Source organism: Pseudomonas sp. SDO5522_S412, assembly GCF_054071215.1.
The window spans coordinates 1-15,612 of the sequence record NZ_JBSVWQ010000037.1 but is presented as its reverse complement, the minus strand read 5'-3'; the positions used below and the strand labels follow the sequence as shown (position 1 = coordinate 15,612).

Sequence of the window (15,612 nt, the reverse complement as noted above, 5' to 3'; positions counted from 1 at the left end):
GAAGTCGTTTAAAAATACCCCTCATTGAGGGGTATTTTTTTTGCCCGGCTTTTCTATCGATTCTCAAGCGTCAGAGTGACCAGCGCATCGTCGTTGAGGTCGGCGGCAAACTTGCCCATCAGCCGCACCAGGTCGTCGATGTCCTGCTGTTCCCAGGTGGCGAAAATGGCCATCCCCATTCGCGTACGTGCCTCATCCACCCGATCCGTCATTGCCTTGCCCTGCGGGGTGATCACCGACTCGCGAACCCGGCGGTCCTTGGCACTTTCCTGGCGGTCGACCAAACCGAGGCTTTCCAGCTTCGCCACCTGGCGGCTGACCGTGGTGTAGTCGCGTCCCACGCGGTCGGCCAGCTCCACAACGCCGATCGGCCCCAGCCGCTCCACCAGCACCAGCAGCGGAAACAGTGCCCGATCAAGGGCGATACCCGCCTCCCGGACCATCACTTCGTCGCGCTGCGGCCGGTTCATGGCACCGACAATTTCAATCAGAGCCCCGTGAAGCTCGCGAATCTGAAGACCTATAGGTGTATTTTGCACGCTTTCTGTTGACACGGAATCTTCCTTGCTCAAATATATGTGCATATTACATATAAAGGCAGTCCAGATGAAAGAGCAATGCGCAGTCGACGTTCTGATTTGTGGTGCCGGTGCGGCCGGTTTGACCCTGGCGATCGACCTGGCGCGACGAGGCATTTCCTTCCGGCTGATCGAAAAATCCCCCGCGCCGTTCCACGGCTCGCGGGGCAAGGGTATTCAACCCCGCACCCTGGAAATATTCGAAGACCTCGGCATTCTCGACCGGATGACCGCTGCGGGCGACGTCTACCCGCCCGAGCGGCGATACAACGAAGATGGCAGCCACATCGACGCCGAGGTTATCGAGCTCTCGGCGCCAACGTCAGCCGAACCTTATCAGCAGCCTATGATGCTGCCGCAGTTCCTCACCGAACAGGTGATGCGCGAGCGCCTTCTGGAATTGGGGCACCGCCCGGCGTTTGGCTGCGAGTTAGTCAGCTTCGAGCAGGACAGCCACGGCGTGACCGCATATTTGGTCGGCAACGAAGGCGAACAGACACTGCGTGTACGTTGGCTCATTGGCGCAGACGGCGGCCGCAGTGTGGTACGCCGCACGCTGGACATCGGATTTCCTGGGCAGACCCTCGGGGTCCGTGCCATCGTAGCCGATGTGCTTATGACCGGCCTGTCGCGTGACTACTGGCACCGGTTCAGCACTGAGTGCATGACAATGCAGGTCGCAATCTGCCCATTGGCGGGGACCGAGCTGTTTCAGATACAGGCGCCGATTCCGCTGGACACAGAAGTTGACCTCAGCGCTGAGGGGCTCATGAACATGGTGGCAGAGCGCACGGGTCGGCAGGACATTCATATCGACTCTGTCTCCTGGGCGTCGGCCTACACGATGAATGCGCGGCTGGCCGATCACTATCGCGTAGGACAGGTATTTCTTATCGGCGATGCCGCGCACATCCACCCACCCACCGGCGGCCAGGGCCTCAATACCAGCGTGCAAGATGCCTACAATCTGGGCTGGAAGCTGGCGGCGGTGACGGCCGATGCGCCCGAAGCGTTGCTCGACACCTATGAGGAAGAGCGACGGCCTGTGGCAGCCTCGATGCTCGGCCTGTCGACCAGGCTGCTGGACGGAATGAAAAAGGGCGACATGCGCCGCGGCCGCGAGGTGCACCAACTCGATATCGGGTATCCCCACTCCTCGCTCGCAGTGCAACCGGCAGAACGAGAAGGCCGCTTGCTCGCCGGTGACCGGGCGCCCGATGCAACCGTGCGGGACGCCAGCGGCCATTCGTCCCGGCTATTCAAGCTGTTCCAGGGCGCGCATTGGACATTGCTGGGCTATGAGGTGGAACGCGGGTCACTGAAGCCTGCCGCCGGGCTGCATATCCATCGCTTCGGGCCGGGCGGCGACCTGGTGGATGATCAGCGACAGTTCAATGACGCTTACAACCTCGACCATGGCGAATGGGTGCTGGTGCGCCCCGATGGCTACGTCGGCGCGATCTTCACAGACGTTGAGAAACTGCACGGCTACCTCGCCCAAGTGGGGCTCAGCGCCGAGGCGTTTTAATGTCGGGCTCAGGCAGTTGGCTGCAACGCCAACTGCACCGCGCCATCAACACTCAAGCCGCTGATCAATACCTGGGGCGCACACGCCTCAGGCAGCGTCTGCAACACCTCCTGCGCCTCATGCCGTACGCGGGCCAGCACCAGGCATTTGCCCTCCCCTCGCACCTGTACGAAAAAAGCCTGCAACGCCTCGATGCTGGTGCCGTCCAGGTCGGGGGATTCTTCCAGGCTGAGCACGATGGTGTGCAGCGGTAACGTGGAATGTCGCATCAGGCTCAACACGGCCCCCAGCACTCGCTCGGCATTCGCGAAGAACAGCGCTTCACTGGGCCGCACGATCAGCACGCCGGGGATCTGTTCGGCGCTCGGGTGATGGAGCAGCTCGACAAAATCATGCCCACCGTCAATGCGCCCCAACTCGCGCACGTCCGCCGACGACATCTGGCGCAACATCAACACCACGCTGATCCCGACCGCCACCAATAACCCATCCAGCACCCCCAACACCAACACCGCCGCCACCGCGCAAATCACCAACAACCGGTCGCGCCGCCAGGAGAAATAGCGGCCCAGGGGCTGCAGGCTCAAGCCACGGCCCAAGGCGTAAATGACGATGGCGGCAAGCACCGGCTCCGGCGTCAATGCCACCAGCGGCAGCACCGTCAGCACGATCGCCAACACCACCAGCGCCGCCACGGCGCCCGCCAGCCGCGAGTTGGCTCCCGCCGCCTCATTGGCCGATGTCGCCGAATACCCGGCGCCAGTGGGCATGCCCTGGAACAGCCCGGACAGCAGGTTGGCGGCCCCCAGCGCCAGCAGGTCACGGTTGGATGACACGCGATCACCATGCTTGAGGGCGAAGGAGCTGATGGAGCCGTAGGACTCGGCGTAAAGAATCATCACCATGGCAAACGCCAACTCTCCCAGGCGCAGCCAGTCGGCGAACGGCAATACCGGCAAATGCGCCAGTTCCAGGCGCAGGTCGATGACGCCGATCAACGCCACGCCATGGGCCTGCAGATCCAGCCACTGGCCGGCGGCAATCCCGAGGATCACCACCAGCAACCCGCCCGGCAGGCGCCGAACTCGCGCGCATAGCCAGAGCAGCAGCAACGCGACGCCCGCAACGACAGCGGCGGCCCAGTTCCAGCGCGGCAGTTGCTCCAGGAGCTGGGGCAGGAAGCGAATCAGGTTGTTATCGGTCAGGTGCACGCCCACCACGCTGGCCAACTGCTTGAGGATGATCGTCAGCGCCAGGCCAAAGGCAAAGCCACGCAACACCGGCTTGGCGATAAACGAGGTCAGCCCGCCCAGCTTGAGCATCCCGGCCAACAGGAAAAACGCCCCCGTCACCAGTACCAGGCCCATTGCCAGGCTCAGCCTGAGTGCCGGGTCGTCTCCCGCCAGCGTTGCCGTGGCCGCCGCCAGCACCGCCGCCGAGGACGATGTGGCAGAGACAATCGCAAAGCGGCTGGTGCCAAACAGGCCGTAGCACAACAATCCGGCAAACAAGGCGATCACGCCCGCCTGGGGCGGCAACGCGGCGATGCTGGAATAGGCCACGGCCTCGGGCAGCAACAGGCCGGCGATGGACAGGCCGGCCAATAAATCCTGGACGCGGCTCTGTCGGGTTTCAGTGGTCAATCGGGCCTACCCATCCTGGCAAGTAACGGGCTTCCTGGCTGCGGGCCAGGGTCATGGCCTTGCTCATCAACTTGGGGCTCAGGTCGCCGATCAGGTCGCTGCCGATGCGGCTGCGGAAAAAGTCGGCCCAGAGAAACTCGCTGAAAGGCGCGGCGTCCTTGGCATACCCGCCGGCGGTACGCAGCAGGCCCGCGAGACTGCGGTAGGGATCATCCTGCAAATCGGTAATCCTCCGGGGAATGGCGTCGTAGGAGCGGCGGATACCCCGCGCATCATAGGGATGCACCCATTGGTTGAAGGTCATGACGTTCCAGAACGTAGTACGCTCGACAAACGACAGGTCCTTGAGCACCAGCAACGACACACTCTTGACCTCTTCCTGCAACAACGCCAGGCCGAAGTGATGATGGTCGGTGATGTAGTAACGCTCGTCCGGCCCAATTACACAGGGAAACCAATGCTGGTCGAGTGCGGCGGCGCGCTCCTTGCGCTTGAGCTTTTTCCAGGCCTCGCGCTTGGTCGCGACCTCGGCGAAGCCCACCGTCAATTGAGTGGGGTGCAGCTTTTCCAGCTTGCCGGTGATCAACTGCGGGCGGGCGCGAGCCATGAACAACCTCCAGGTAAGAATTCGACGTGCCCTGTCAGACACCCGCGACAAGCTTAGCCGTGATTGATCGCCTGGCGTTGATACTTATCAGCACCTTGCGGCGTGCAGGCACAAAAAAAGGCCGACTCGCGTTATGGCAAGTCGGCCTTTTTTCACAGCGCCCCGGGGATCAGGACATCAACGAGTAGATCAGCGCGGTGATTGCCACCAGGCCCACCGCCGTCACGAACACGTTGGACGCCTGGCCACGGTACTTGGCCATCGCCGGTACCTTGCGGATCGCGTACATCGGCATCAGGAACAGGATCGACGCAATGATCGGCCCGCCCAGGGTCTCGATCATGCCGAGGATGCTAGGGTTGAGGGTCGCGACGATCCAGCACACCACCAGCATGAAGGCAGCCGTCATGCGGTCCAGGGTCTTGGCAGCCGGGCGACGGCCGCTTTTGAGCACCAGGCCCTTGAGGCCTTCACTGGCGCCGATGTAATGGCCCAGGAACGACTTGGCAATCGCCACAAACGCGATCAGCGGCGCGGCGAACTCGATGGTCGGGTTGCTGAAGTGGTTCGCCAGGTAGGACAGGATCGACAGATTCTGCGCCTTGGCTTCGGCCAGTTGCGCCGGCGACAGGGTCAGTACGCAACTGAACACGAAGAACAGCACCATCACCACCATCAGGATGTGTGCCCGGGACAGGATCTGCGAGCTGCGTTCCTCGGCGTGTTCGCCGTACTGGCGCTTCTGGTCCACCGCAAAGGCCGAGATGATCGGCGAATGGTTGAACGAGAACACCATCACCGGAATCGCCAGCCACAGCGTGTGCAGCAGCGCCGACGGGGCCGGCACGGTGCTGGCGGTGCTGAGGATGCCGCCGTTCCAGTGCGGCACCAGGTACACGGCGAGGAACAGCAAGGCGACGATAAACGGATACACCATCAGGCTCATGGCCTTGACGATCACCTGCTCGCCGCACCGCACCACGGCCAGCAGGCCGAGGATCAGCACGAGTGACAGGATCGCCCGCGGTGGTGGCGCGATGTGCAGTTGATGCTCCATGAAGCTGCCGACGGTGTTGGTCAGCGCCACGCTATAGATCAGCAGGATCGGGAAGATCGCGAAGAAGTACAGCAAGGTGATCGCGGCGCCGGCCTTGAGGCCGAAATGTTCTTCGACCACGTCGGTGATGTCCGAGCCTTCACGGCCCGAGAGCACAAAGCGGGTCAGGCCACGGTGCGCGAAAAACGTCATCGGGAATGCCAGCAGCGCGAGGATCACCAACGGCCAGAAGCCGCCAAGGCCCGCGTTGATCGGCAGGAACAAGGTGCCGGCGCCGATGGCCGTACCGAACAGGCCGAGCATCCAGGTGGTGTCCTGGCGGCTCCAGCTTGTGAGGGTTGCAGGTGTCGTTGCGTAGCGTTCGTCGACGCTATTGGCCTGATCATTCATCCGTTCGGATCTCCGCATTCACTCAGTCGAGACGAGTCAGAAAAACCTGACAGGCAGCGCCACGACCGAAACAGGGGCGCGATTGTCCGGGATTCGCTTGAAGAAGCAAAGACTTAGCTGAGGAATGGTTGTGCGGTGCAGAGGATTGAAGGCGATTTTGGCAGCGTCAATTTTACATTTCATAAGAAATCTATTTTATAAATTCATCACGTCATGTATTTTTAAAGCACGCCCCTCACTGGACTACCTGCCATGCCAATCGTGCGCATCGACCTTCGGAAAAACCCCGACGTCACCTACGCCAAGCGCGTCGGCGTATTGATCTACAACGCCATGCACACGGCCATCGGCGTGCCTGAACACGACAACTTCCAGATCCTCACCGAGCACGATGAACACCACTTCATCTATGACCCGGAGTACCTGGGCATCCAGCGCACCGACAACCTGGTGATCATCCAGATCACTCTGAACGAAGGCCGCAGTACCGAGCAGAAAAAGCTGTTGTACAAGACCATCGCCGAGAGCTTGAACCGTGAACTGGCGGTGCGCCTGGAAGATGTGTTTATCAGCCTGGTGGAGGTCAAGAAGGAAAACTGGTCGTTCGGCAACGGGATTGCGCAGTACGCCAGCTAAACGTTTTATGATGCCGCCCATCCCTGCCACCACCTGATCCAGAGAGCCCTCGATGCCACGCGTGTCCCGCAAACAAGCCGAACTCAACCGCGAAATCATCGTCGAGGCCGCCACGCGGCTGTTTCGTGAACGGGGCATCCATGGCATCAGCGTGTCGGACGTGATGGCCGCCGCCGGGCTGACCCATGGCGGTTTCTACGGGCACTTCGAGTCCCGTGAGGCGCTGGCCACGGAAGCCTGCAACCGGGCATTCGAGCAATCGAGCGAGCGCTGGCAGGCCAGGGTCGAGCAAAGCCCTGATCCCGAGGCTGCGCGCCTGGCGTTGATTGATCCGTATCTGTCGGCCGCCAATCGTGACAACCCCGGGGACAGTTGCCCGGTTGCGGCTTTTGCCGGGGAGATATGCCATGAAGCCGCCGACAGCGCGTTGCAACGCAGCTTTATCCGGGGCTTTGAAGCGTCCATGGGCATCCTGGCCGCTACCCAGGCCACCGGAACCCCCGAAGGTGACCGGCAGGCCGCCATTGCCCAGTACGCGATGATGGTCGGCGCCCTCACCCTGGCACGTGCGACCAAAGGCAACGGCCTGTCTGATGAATTCCTCGCTGCCGCCAGGAATCTCCTGATCCCGGAAAAAAACCTCGGCTGACGCGTTGACAGCCAAACGCCAGCGCCAGCATGATCGGCCCATGAACCTTATTCAGCTGGCCCTCACCCGCACCACCACCACGACCGCTTCCGGCGGGTCGTGTGGTAGCGATGAGTGGCGCGCAAACTAAGCCACCCGGATTTACCCAAGGCCCCGCCAGCAATGGACGGGGCCTTTTTATTGCTCCGCCATCTGGCAAACACAAGGAGCAGCACCATGCCTGACAACAAGCGCCCCGCCCTGCTGATCATCGACATGCAGACCGGTCTGTACGATGGCCCGGAAAAACCCTACGAACGCCAGCGCGTACTCGACAACATCAACCAGCTGATTCAGCGCGCCCGACACGTTGGCGTGCCGGTTTTCGCTGCACGTCACACCGGCCCTGCGGGTTCGCCCATCGAGGTGGGCAGCCCGTTTTGGCAACTATGGCCAGCACTGGAGGTTGATGAAGCTCGCGACACGGTTTTCAATAAAACCCGGCCCAGCTGTTTTCTCGGCACCGAGCTGTCGCAGCAACTGGCGGCGGCACAGGTGAATGAACTGGTGATCGTCGGGATGAAAACCCAGTACTGCATCGACACGACGTGCCGAGTGGCCGTGGAGCTGGGGTTCTCGGTGCTGCTGCCGGAGGATGCCCATACTTGCATGGACACTCCGGCGTTATCGGCCGCATCGATTATCGAGCACCATAACGCAACCTTGGCCGGGGCATTTGTGCAGCGTGTGAAAGCTGACGATATCTGCTTCTAAAGCCTGGAGCTTTACCTAAGCCGAGGTTCTCAATACGTTGCGCAGTTCGCCATTGATCGCGCTCTGCGCAACAGCCAGTTGGTCCACCAGATCACCGGCTGCGTGCGCCGTTAACGCAATCACTGGGCGGTCCCAGTCGTAATTTCTTATTACATTGATGCGGAACCCACCATGGGTATCGAAGGAGGGGTACCAGCCGACATCCAATATAAGCCCACCGGCGTATTCAACCTGAAGCATGTCCTCTTTCAACAGGTGAACCTGACTCTCCATCGCCCCATCCTGCAAGATGGAGAGATCATCATGGGTGACGTTTCCGTCAATAAAGCCTAGTGAGATCAACTTGTTAACCTCCTGAATTCCTGCTCGGAAATCGGATGACCATGTATGACGCCCGCGCTTGACTCAATTCGAACCCAGTAACTGGGCTTGCCATCACTGGCACCTATGACTTGCGGATACTCCCTGAGTTTCCAGGGTTTTGCATGAGTGCTTGGCACTCCATTTTTATAGGCTTCTCGCTCAAGCTTTTCAATATTTATACCGGGCTTGTATTTGGCCGGGCCGTATCGGGTGCTGCTGACAATATCTTCCCAAGCTAGGTTTTTTGATGGGCTGTGCTTGTAGCCATAAGAGGTCCACTCGACGATTTCGGAGGTGGCAGGAACATGCATCCATGACGTCTCTGCTAAGGAAAGTCGTCGAAGTCTGCTGCAGTAAAAAGGCCTGGGACGAGCGGTCTGGAAAATCAGATTAGGCTGGTGAGAAATGAAATTTTTCTGCGGTAAAGAAACGATCGGGACTACAAATCCCGCATAATCCAAGCCTCTAATCCTTCAGGAAGAACCTTCCGATGCCCGTCACCGTTCTGGTCCTGGTTGAAACCATCAACGACTACCTGCCGATCATCGAAGGCAATGGCTTTCACGTGATTCTTGCGCCCACCCCGGCCGAACGCGCCAAGGCCATCAAGACCCACGGCGGGCAGGTCCAGGCGGTGCTGACCCGTGGCCCGCTGGGCCTGTACGCCGAGGAAATCGCCGCGCTGCCGCTGCTGGAGATCATCTGCGTGATCGGCGCCGGGTATGAACACGTGGACCTGCAAGCCGCCAGCAACCGTGGAATCGTGGTCACCAATGGCGCCGGGGTGAATGCGCCGTCGGTGGCCGACCACGCCATGGCGTTGTTGCTGTGCCTGGTGCGGGACATTCCCCGGGCGGACGCAGCAGTACGGCGCAGCGAATGGCCCAAGATAATGCGCCCTTCCCTGGCCGGCAAACAGTTGGGTATTCTCGGCCTGGGCGCCGTGGGCCTGGAAATCGCCAAGCGGGCCGCCCTGGGTTTTGGCATGGAGGTGAGTTATCACAACCGCCAGCCCCGCGAAGATGTGGACTACACCTACTGCGCCACCGCCGTGGAACTGGCGCGGGCCTCGGACTTCCTGATCCTGGCCACCCCGGGCGGCGCCAGCACGCGACATTTGATCGACCGCCAGGCCCTCGACGCGCTGGGCCCCAACGGCTTCCTGGTGAACATCGGGCGCGGCAGCGTGGTGGTCACCGCCGACCTGATTACCGCCCTGGAGCAACGGCGCATCGGCGGCGCGGCACTGGACGTGTTCGACGATGAACCCAACGTGCCCGACGCGCTCAAGCGCCTCAGCAATACCGTGCTCACGCCCCACGTCGCCGGCCTGTCACCGGAAGCCGCTCATGACACCGTGCAGCGCGTGGCGGACAACCTGCTGGAATACTTTGCCGGCCGCCCTGTGCTGACGCCCGTGGCACTGCCTCCGCGAAAATAATGGCCAATAGCCATAAATCCTTGCAAAACCTGACTACACTGCCTGAGGGGATACTCAGGATGCCGGTACTGGACCGGCGAAGGAACGCAGGATGGTTTGCCAAGGACCCGGCTCGGTCCGCCAACGCGGCGCAATAGGACTGATGGGTGCGATGACCCTGGGGATCGCACTGTTGTTCCTGTTGGTGGTGGTCGACAGCGGCCGGCTGTACCTGGAAAAGCGCAAGCTGCAACGGGTTGCCGACACCGCGGCCCTGGAAGTGGTCACCCGCGGCGGCGCCTGCGTGACGCCGAATACCAACGCCGCGCAATTCGCGATCCAAAGCGCAGCCCGCAATGATTTCCCGCTCAACGCAGACCGTACCCTGGCGACCACCTGCGGCACCCTGGTCACCGGGGCTGACTTCATGCGCGCCTTCAGCCCCAATCCCTCAAGGTCCGATGCGATCCAGGTCATCGCCACCCACCGCGTCGTCACCAGTATCGCCAACCGCCTGTTCATGCTGCTCTCCACCGGCCCTTTCGAGCCGACCATCCGGTTGCAGGCAGTGGCCGTGGCCGCCGTGCCCGCGCCCCCGGTGGCCGTACTGACCATCCGCAGCACCTTGCTGACCGTGGACAGCACCAAGTCCGCCGCACTCAATGCGTTGATCGGCGGACTGCTGGGGGGCAAATTGCAACTCGACGCGGTGGGCTGGAAGGGCCTGATCAATACCGATATCAACCTGCTCAGTTACCTGGACGCGCTGGCGATTCAATTGAAGGTCAGCGCCGGCAACTACGACGAGTTGCTCAAGACCGACGCCAGCGTCGGCGATCTGATCCAGGCCGCGATAGATGTACTCAAGCTGGGGGGCGATGCGGTCAAGGTGGTGATCAATAACCTGGAAGCGATCAAGCTGATTGCACCCGGCACCAAGATCCTGCACCTGGGCGACCTGCTGACCATCCAGAACGGCACCGACAAGAGCGCCCTGGACGTTAACCTGCAACTATTCAACCTGATCCAGGGGTTTGTGCAACTGTCGAACAAGTACAACGCGGTCGCGGTGGAGTTGCCGGTGGATGTGCTGGGACTGCTGAATATCACGGTCAAGACCAAGGTCATTGAACCGGCGCAGGTTTCCGCCATAGGTAACCCCAAGCTGATCGCCACCCAACCGATCTACGTCAGGACCGCGCAAGTCAGGACGTTGATCTCGGTGAAACTGCCGGCAATCGGCGCGGTGAACGATTTACTGGGCGGGGTAACGGCGCTGGTGGGCCTCTTGTTAGGCAGCTCCTTTGATCCCAAAATCGGCCAGCAAATCGATGTAGCACTGGAAGCCGCCAGCGGCAGCAGCACGGTCACCGGATATCGCTGCAACGGGCCTGCGGACAAAGCCTTGTCGGTGCTCGGTACCACCTCGGCGGTTAGGCTGATGGTGGGCCAGATCGACCCAAAAAACCTGTTTTCCTCCACAGCACCACTGAACGTTGACGAATTCCCATTACTCGACCTTGGGGTGAAGACCTGTAGCAACGGTGTCTGCGATCCCCGGCAACCGTATGGCGTGGGTGGCATCAGCCTGAAGATCGACAGCAGCGTGGCCAAGACAGTCCGGAACCACACTTACCTGTCGCCGCCCGAGGTGAAAAGCCCCCCGGATTACTTCAGTTTCAGTTCCAACAACGTGGTGGGCAGCTTGAGCAACACCCTCAATGGCATCCAGTTGATCAACCATCCACCGACACAGGGCGGACTGATTGGGCTGGTGCTGAACCTGGTGGTCGGCCTGGTCACCGGCGTACTGAATCTGCTCAGCGGCATCATCTCCGGACTGCTCAGCCCGCTCCTCGACCCGCTGGTCAATAACCTGCTCGCCGGCCTGGGCATCGACCTGGCAAAAGTCGAAATCGGTGCCAACCTGTCCTGCAACCCCGGCGGGCGCGCAGTTCTGGTGATCTGAGCACATCAAGCCCGCTGATCATCGGCCAACACGCTAACCTATTAAGCCGCCCCAACCTTGTGGCTTGGCGGCCGCGCGCATTAGATTAGCCAATAGTCCAAGGCCTTAAGAATAAGCAGAAGGGATAAGCATGGCGCTTAATGACCAATCGACCCAGATTCGCCCCGGCGAAGAACTTGATGCCAGCCTCATCGATCCCTACCTCAAGGCCCATATCCCGGGCTTGAGCGGCAGCGTCAAAATCAGCCAGTTCCCCGGGGGTGCCTCCAACCTGACGTACCTGCTGGAATACCCCGGCCAGGAATTCGTGCTGCGCCGCCCGCCCTTTGGCCACAAGGCCAAGTCCGCCCACGACATGGGCCGCGAATACCGGATTCTCAACCAGCTCAAGGACGGTTTCCCGTATTGCCCCAAGGCCTACGTGCACTGCACCGACGAGTCGGTGATCGGCGCCGAGTTCTACGTGATGGAGCGGGTCAACGGGATCATCCTGCGCTCGGACCTGCCGCCGGAACTGGGCCTGGACGCGGCGAAAACCGAAGCCTTGTGCAAAAGCTTTATCGACAAGTTCGTCGAGCTGCACCAGGTCGACTACAGCGCCTGCGGCCTGGCCGACCTGGGCAAGCCCGAAGGTTATGTGGAGCGGCAGATTCGCGGCTGGAGCGACCGCTACGAAAAAGCCCTGACCCCCGACGCCCCTAGCTGGGAAGCGGTACGTGCCTGGCTCAACGACAAGATGCCGGCCGACCACCCCACCTCGAGCATCGTCCACAACGACTACCGCTTCGACAACGTGATCCTCGACCCGCATAACCCGATGCAGATCATCGGCGTGCTGGACTGGGAACTGACCACCCTCGGCGACCCGCTGATGGACCTGGGCAACACCCTCGCCTACTGGATCGAAGCGGCCGACCCGGCCCCGGTGCAACTGATGCGCCGCCAGCCGAGCAACGCCCCCGGCATGCTTACCCGCCGCCAGTTCGTCGACTACTACGCCGAACGCTCCGGGATCCAGATCGACAATTTCGACTTCTACTACACCTACGGCCTGTTCCGCCTGGCCGGCATCGTGCAGCAGATCTACTACCGCTTCTTCCATGGCCAGACCCAGGACAAACGCTTTGCGCAGTTCATTCACATGAACAAGCTGCTTGAGCAGATGAGCCTGAATGTCATCAAACAGTCTTCCCTCTGACCCTCTTCAAGGAAAAACCATGTCCAAGACCCAACTGTTCGACCTCGACGGCAAGATCGCTTTCGTTTCCGGCGCCAGCCGCGGTATCGGTGAGGCCATCGCCAAGTTGCTCGCCCAGCAAGGCGCCCACGTGATCGTGTCGAGCCGCAAGATCGACGGCTGCCAGCACGTGGCCGACGCGATCATCGCCGACGGCGGCAAGGCCACGGCAATTGCCTGCCATATCGGCGAAATGGAACAGATCACCAACGTGTTTGCCGCGATCCGCGAACAGTTCGGCCGCCTGGACATCCTGGTCAACAACGCCGCCACCAACCCGCAGTTCTGCAACGTGCTGGACACCGACCTGGGCGCATTCCAGAAGACCGTCGACGTAAACATTCGCGGCTACTTCTTCATGTCGGTGGAAGCCGGCAAGCTGATGCGCGAGAACGGTGGCGGCAGCATCATCAACGTGGCCTCGATCAACGGGATTTCGCCGGGCGTATTCCAGGGCATCTACTCGGTGACCAAGGCCGCCGTGATCAACATGACCAAAGTCTTCGCCAAGGAATGCGCGCCGTTCGGCATTCGTTGCAACGCACTGCTGCCGGGCCTGACCGACACCAAATTCGCCTCCGCGCTGGTGAAGAACGACTCGATCCTGAAAATGGCCCTGGCGCAGATCCCCCTCAAGCGCGTGGCCGACCCGAGCGAGATGGCCGGCGCGGTGCTGTACCTGGCCAGCGATGCGTCGAGCTACACCACCGGTGTATCGCTGAATGTAGACGGTGGTTTCCTGTCCTGATTCGGCTGGCGGGTGACTTGCGGTAATCTTGCGGGTGATTGCTTGCCTCTGGATGAAACATGGAACTGCACGTCGTTATCAAGGGCCGCAAGGACCTGGCCGAACAGCTTTACCAGCAATTGCGCACGGCCATTGAGTCGGGACAACTGGTGGCCGGGTCGCAATTGCCTCCCAGCCGCTTGCTGGCCCTGCAACTGGGCGTGTCGCGCAAGACAGTCTCAGACACCTACGCGGCGCTGACCTACGAAGGGTTGTTGGTCGGCAGGATCGGCCGTGGCACGTTCGTCAACGCCTGGGCCACGCGCCGCGAACACCTGCAAAGTGCCGCCGACCTTGCCTGCGCCGCCAACCTGGCCAAGTGGCAGGCCCTTCCCGCGCCCATGGGTCACCCCAACCGTGAAACCCGCCCGAGCCGGGACTTTATCGGCGGTGCCACCGCCCGCAGCCAGTTCCCCCAGGATGAATGGCGGCGCTGCACCCTCGATGCCTTGCGCCGTATCTCACAGGACAGCGGCTTCTACAGCCGGCCGGAAGGCTTGCCGGCCCTGCGCAGTGCAATCGCCGGGCATATCGCATTTTCCCGTGGGGTCAGGTGCAGCGAAGACGACATCGTAGTCACCAACGGCGCCCAGCAGGCGCTCGACCTGATCGCCCGCGTGGTGCTGGAACCGGGCACCGTCGTCGCCATGGAAGACCCCGGCTACACCCCGGTGCGACTGATGTTCGACGCCATGGGGGCGACCGTGGTGGGCGTGCCGGTGGACGAACACGGCCTGCGGGTCGACTTGATTCCCGACGGCGCGCGGCTGATCTACGTGACACCGTCCCATCAGTTCCCCCTGGGCATGCCCATGAGCGTGCCGCGCCGTGAGGCGTTGCTGGCACGTGCGCTGGCGTTGGGCGCCATCGTGATCGAGGATGACTACGACAGCGAATTCCGCTACGAGGGCCGCCCCACCGACTCCCTGCAAAGCATGGACACCCGCGGCGTGGTCGCCTACGTCGGGACCTTCTCGAAAACCCTGCTGCCGGAGTTGCGCCTGGGCTACACGGTGTTGCCGCCGGCAATTTTCGGCGCGGTGCTCAAGGCCAAGCAACTCACCGACCAGCACAGCTCCACCCTGCCGCAATGGGCCCTGGCCAAGTTCATCAGCGAAGGCTACCTGCTCAAGCACATTCGGCGCTGCCATGGGGTATATGCCGGGCGCCGGGAACGGATTCTGCAGCGCCTGGCGGGGGACCTCTCGCCGTGGTTCGACGTGGTGCCCACCGTGGCCGGGTTCCATCTGGCCGCACTGTGCAAGGTGCCGGTGAATATTCCGCAGCTCACCCAATTGGCACGGGAGGCTGACGTGGGGCTCTATCCGCTGAGCGTGTTTTTCCACGACACACCGGTACGCGAGGGACTGAAGATCGGGTTTGGCGCGATCGAAACCCTGGACATTGACCCGGCGCTGGACGTGGTGCGGGATATCCTGCGACAGATTGGCTGAGGGAATTTCCGCCGGATTGGCTATTGGTCAAATCCGGATCGGGGCCTAGGGTGAACGGGTCTCGACTCACTCGGAGCCTCACCATGAAAGTACTGCTCGGCACCACCCTACTGCTGGCCTCGTTAAGCGCCTTTGCCCACGACCCGGTGTACAACCAGGAAAAGATCAACGTGTTGCAGGAACACGCCCTGGCCAACGTCCCCGGCAAGAAAACCGTGATGCTCACCGTGGACTATGCGCCGGGCCAGGCCACCGCGCCCCATAGCCACACCGGCACGGCCGTGGCCTATGTGCTGGAAGGTGCAATCACCTCGCGGGTCAACGATGAAAAGGCGATCACCTACAAGGTCGGCCAGTCGTTCTATGAACCTGCCGGCTCGCGGCACTTTGAATCCAGCAATGCCAGCCAGACCCAACCGGCGAAACTCCTGGTAGTGATGGTGATGGATGACAAGGCCGACGTGCTCACGCCGCTGCCCCACTAACCCGCGCCACCGCACCCTCCTGTGGGAGCTGGCTTGCCTGCGATGGCGGTGCATCA

At 61.5% G+C, this 15,612-nt stretch carries 16 protein-coding genes; 10 read left to right on the top strand and 6 right to left on the bottom strand.

The genetic code is table 11. The annotated features are described in order from the left end of the window. Positions 1 to 53 precede the first annotated feature (53 nt). The gene (locus ACW9I6_RS11215; protein ID WP_207241509.1) at positions 54 to 470 is read right to left on the bottom strand and encodes a MarR family winged helix-turn-helix transcriptional regulator; all 417 of its coding nucleotides are present in this window, start codon (positions 468 to 470) and stop codon (positions 54 to 56) included. Positions 471 to 606: 136 nt separating this feature from the next. On the opposite strand from ACW9I6_RS11215, the gene ACW9I6_RS11210 reads away from it, so the two are divergent. Next, complete coding sequence (locus tag ACW9I6_RS11210) at positions 607 to 2,106, top strand: FAD-dependent oxidoreductase (protein WP_457339293.1); 1,500 nt, start codon at positions 607 to 609, stop codon at positions 2,104 to 2,106. A gap of 8 nt (positions 2,107 to 2,114) precedes the next feature. On the opposite strand, the gene ACW9I6_RS11205 is transcribed toward ACW9I6_RS11210, so the two are convergent. The 3 genes from ACW9I6_RS11205 to ACW9I6_RS11195 all read right to left on the bottom strand — a co-directional run bounded on the left by ACW9I6_RS11205 (position 2,115) and on the right by ACW9I6_RS11195 (position 5,803). Further along, positions 2,115 to 3,749 carry a SulP family inorganic anion transporter gene (locus tag ACW9I6_RS11205; protein ID WP_457339292.1) on the bottom strand — a complete coding sequence of 545 codons (1,635 nt, stop codon included), beginning with the start codon at positions 3,747 to 3,749 and terminating at the stop codon, positions 2,115 to 2,117. Continuing rightward, entirely contained in the window at positions 3,739 to 4,356 is a 618-nt protein-coding gene (locus ACW9I6_RS11200; protein WP_457339291.1) for a ParB-like protein, read from the bottom strand. The genes ACW9I6_RS11205 and ACW9I6_RS11200 overlap by 11 nt, the downstream gene beginning before the upstream one ends. 169 nt (positions 4,357 to 4,525) lie before the next feature. Continuing rightward, a complete protein-coding gene (locus tag ACW9I6_RS11195; RefSeq protein ID WP_008433015.1) occupies positions 4,526 to 5,803 on the bottom strand; it encodes a serine/threonine transporter in 1,278 nt (425 codons plus the stop codon). A 252-nt stretch (positions 5,804 to 6,055) separates the two neighbouring features. On the opposite strand from ACW9I6_RS11195, the gene ACW9I6_RS11190 reads away from it, so the two are divergent. The 3 genes from ACW9I6_RS11190 to ACW9I6_RS11180 all read left to right on the top strand — a co-directional run bounded on the left by ACW9I6_RS11190 (position 6,056) and on the right by ACW9I6_RS11180 (position 7,841). Next, the gene (locus tag ACW9I6_RS11190) at positions 6,056 to 6,439 is read left to right on the top strand and encodes a tautomerase family protein (protein WP_003210790.1); all 384 of its coding nucleotides are present in this window, start codon (positions 6,056 to 6,058) and stop codon (positions 6,437 to 6,439) included. 52 nt (positions 6,440 to 6,491) lie between these two features. Continuing rightward, positions 6,492 to 7,088, top strand: coding sequence for a TetR/AcrR family transcriptional regulator (locus tag ACW9I6_RS11185; protein ID WP_134326804.1), 597 nt, complete (start codon positions 6,492 to 6,494; stop codon positions 7,086 to 7,088). Positions 7,089 to 7,304: 216 nt separating this feature from the next. Beyond that, positions 7,305 to 7,841: a cysteine hydrolase family protein gene (locus ACW9I6_RS11180; protein WP_003210786.1), complete on the top strand. Its 537-nt coding sequence runs from the start codon at positions 7,305 to 7,307 to the stop codon at positions 7,839 to 7,841. A gap of 15 nt (positions 7,842 to 7,856) precedes the next feature. Here the strand turns inward: ACW9I6_RS11180 and ACW9I6_RS11175 are convergent, their stop codons facing one another. Both ACW9I6_RS11175 and ACW9I6_RS11170 read right to left on the bottom strand, forming a co-directional pair. Beyond that, positions 7,857 to 8,183, bottom strand: a complete 327-nt coding sequence (locus ACW9I6_RS11175; protein ID WP_134326805.1) for a hypothetical protein — start codon at positions 8,181 to 8,183, stop codon at positions 7,857 to 7,859. Next, on the bottom strand, positions 8,180 to 8,665 hold the full coding sequence (locus ACW9I6_RS11170; RefSeq protein ID WP_177029357.1) for a hypothetical protein: 486 nt from the start codon (positions 8,663 to 8,665) through the stop codon (positions 8,180 to 8,182). Before ACW9I6_RS11170 ends, ACW9I6_RS11175 begins: the two co-directional genes overlap by 4 nt. A 29-nt stretch (positions 8,666 to 8,694) precedes the next feature. Here ACW9I6_RS11170 and ACW9I6_RS11165 point away from each other — a divergent pair, with 29 nt between their 5' ends. The 6 genes from ACW9I6_RS11165 to ACW9I6_RS11140 all read left to right on the top strand — a co-directional run bounded on the left by ACW9I6_RS11165 (position 8,695) and on the right by ACW9I6_RS11140 (position 15,556). Beyond that, complete coding sequence (locus ACW9I6_RS11165) at positions 8,695 to 9,645, top strand: 2-hydroxyacid dehydrogenase (protein WP_087692887.1); 951 nt, start codon at positions 8,695 to 8,697, stop codon at positions 9,643 to 9,645. Positions 9,646 to 9,736: 91 nt separating this feature from the next. Then, entirely contained in the window at positions 9,737 to 11,593 is a 1,857-nt protein-coding gene (locus ACW9I6_RS11160) for a pilus assembly protein TadG-related protein (protein ID WP_457339290.1), read from the top strand. A gap of 130 nt (positions 11,594 to 11,723) precedes the next feature. Continuing rightward, positions 11,724 to 12,791 (top strand): phosphotransferase family protein, encoded by a 1,068-nt coding sequence (locus ACW9I6_RS11155; protein WP_003210778.1) that lies wholly within the window; start codon positions 11,724 to 11,726, stop codon positions 12,789 to 12,791. 19 nt (positions 12,792 to 12,810) lie between these two features. Further along, positions 12,811 to 13,578: an SDR family oxidoreductase gene (locus ACW9I6_RS11150; protein ID WP_003210776.1), complete on the top strand. Its 768-nt coding sequence runs from the start codon at positions 12,811 to 12,813 to the stop codon at positions 13,576 to 13,578. Positions 13,579 to 13,637: 59 nt separating this feature from the next. Next, a complete protein-coding gene (gene pdxR, locus ACW9I6_RS11145) occupies positions 13,638 to 15,071 on the top strand; it encodes a MocR-like pyridoxine biosynthesis transcription factor PdxR (protein WP_177021423.1) in 1,434 nt (477 codons plus the stop codon). An 83-nt stretch (positions 15,072 to 15,154) separates the two neighbouring features. Continuing rightward, positions 15,155 to 15,556 carry a cupin domain-containing protein gene (locus ACW9I6_RS11140; protein WP_457339289.1) on the top strand — a complete coding sequence of 134 codons (402 nt, stop codon included), beginning with the start codon at positions 15,155 to 15,157 and terminating at the stop codon, positions 15,554 to 15,556. The last annotated feature ends 56 nt before the right edge of the window (positions 15,557 to 15,612 follow it).

Excerpts from the sequence above, each read along its gene's own strand:
- ACW9I6_RS11215 (WP_207241509.1), bottom strand. The coding sequence starts at position 470 with ATGAACCGGCCGCAGCGCGACGAAGTGATGGTCCGGGAGGCGGGTATC.
- ACW9I6_RS11210 (WP_457339293.1), top strand. The coding sequence starts at position 607 with ATGAAAGAGCAATGCGCAGTCGACGTTCTGATTTGTGGTGCCGGTGCG.
- ACW9I6_RS11200 (WP_457339291.1), bottom strand. The coding sequence starts at position 4,356 with ATGGCTCGCGCCCGCCCGCAGTTGATCACCGGCAAGCTGGAAAAGCTG.
- ACW9I6_RS11195 (WP_008433015.1), bottom strand. The coding sequence starts at position 5,803 with ATGAATGATCAGGCCAATAGCGTCGACGAACGCTACGCAACGACACCT.
- ACW9I6_RS11190 (WP_003210790.1), top strand. The coding sequence starts at position 6,056 with ATGCCAATCGTGCGCATCGACCTTCGGAAAAACCCCGACGTCACCTAC.
- ACW9I6_RS11185 (WP_134326804.1), top strand. The coding sequence starts at position 6,492 with ATGCCACGCGTGTCCCGCAAACAAGCCGAACTCAACCGCGAAATCATC.
- ACW9I6_RS11180 (WP_003210786.1), top strand. The coding sequence starts at position 7,305 with ATGCCTGACAACAAGCGCCCCGCCCTGCTGATCATCGACATGCAGACC.
- ACW9I6_RS11165 (WP_087692887.1), top strand. The coding sequence starts at position 8,695 with ATGCCCGTCACCGTTCTGGTCCTGGTTGAAACCATCAACGACTACCTG.
- ACW9I6_RS11160 (WP_457339290.1), top strand. The coding sequence starts at position 9,737 with ATGGTTTGCCAAGGACCCGGCTCGGTCCGCCAACGCGGCGCAATAGGA.
- ACW9I6_RS11155 (WP_003210778.1), top strand. The coding sequence starts at position 11,724 with ATGGCGCTTAATGACCAATCGACCCAGATTCGCCCCGGCGAAGAACTT.
- ACW9I6_RS11150 (WP_003210776.1), top strand. The coding sequence starts at position 12,811 with ATGTCCAAGACCCAACTGTTCGACCTCGACGGCAAGATCGCTTTCGTT.
- pdxR (WP_177021423.1), top strand. The coding sequence starts at position 13,638 with ATGGAACTGCACGTCGTTATCAAGGGCCGCAAGGACCTGGCCGAACAG.
- ACW9I6_RS11140 (WP_457339289.1), top strand. The coding sequence starts at position 15,155 with ATGAAAGTACTGCTCGGCACCACCCTACTGCTGGCCTCGTTAAGCGCC.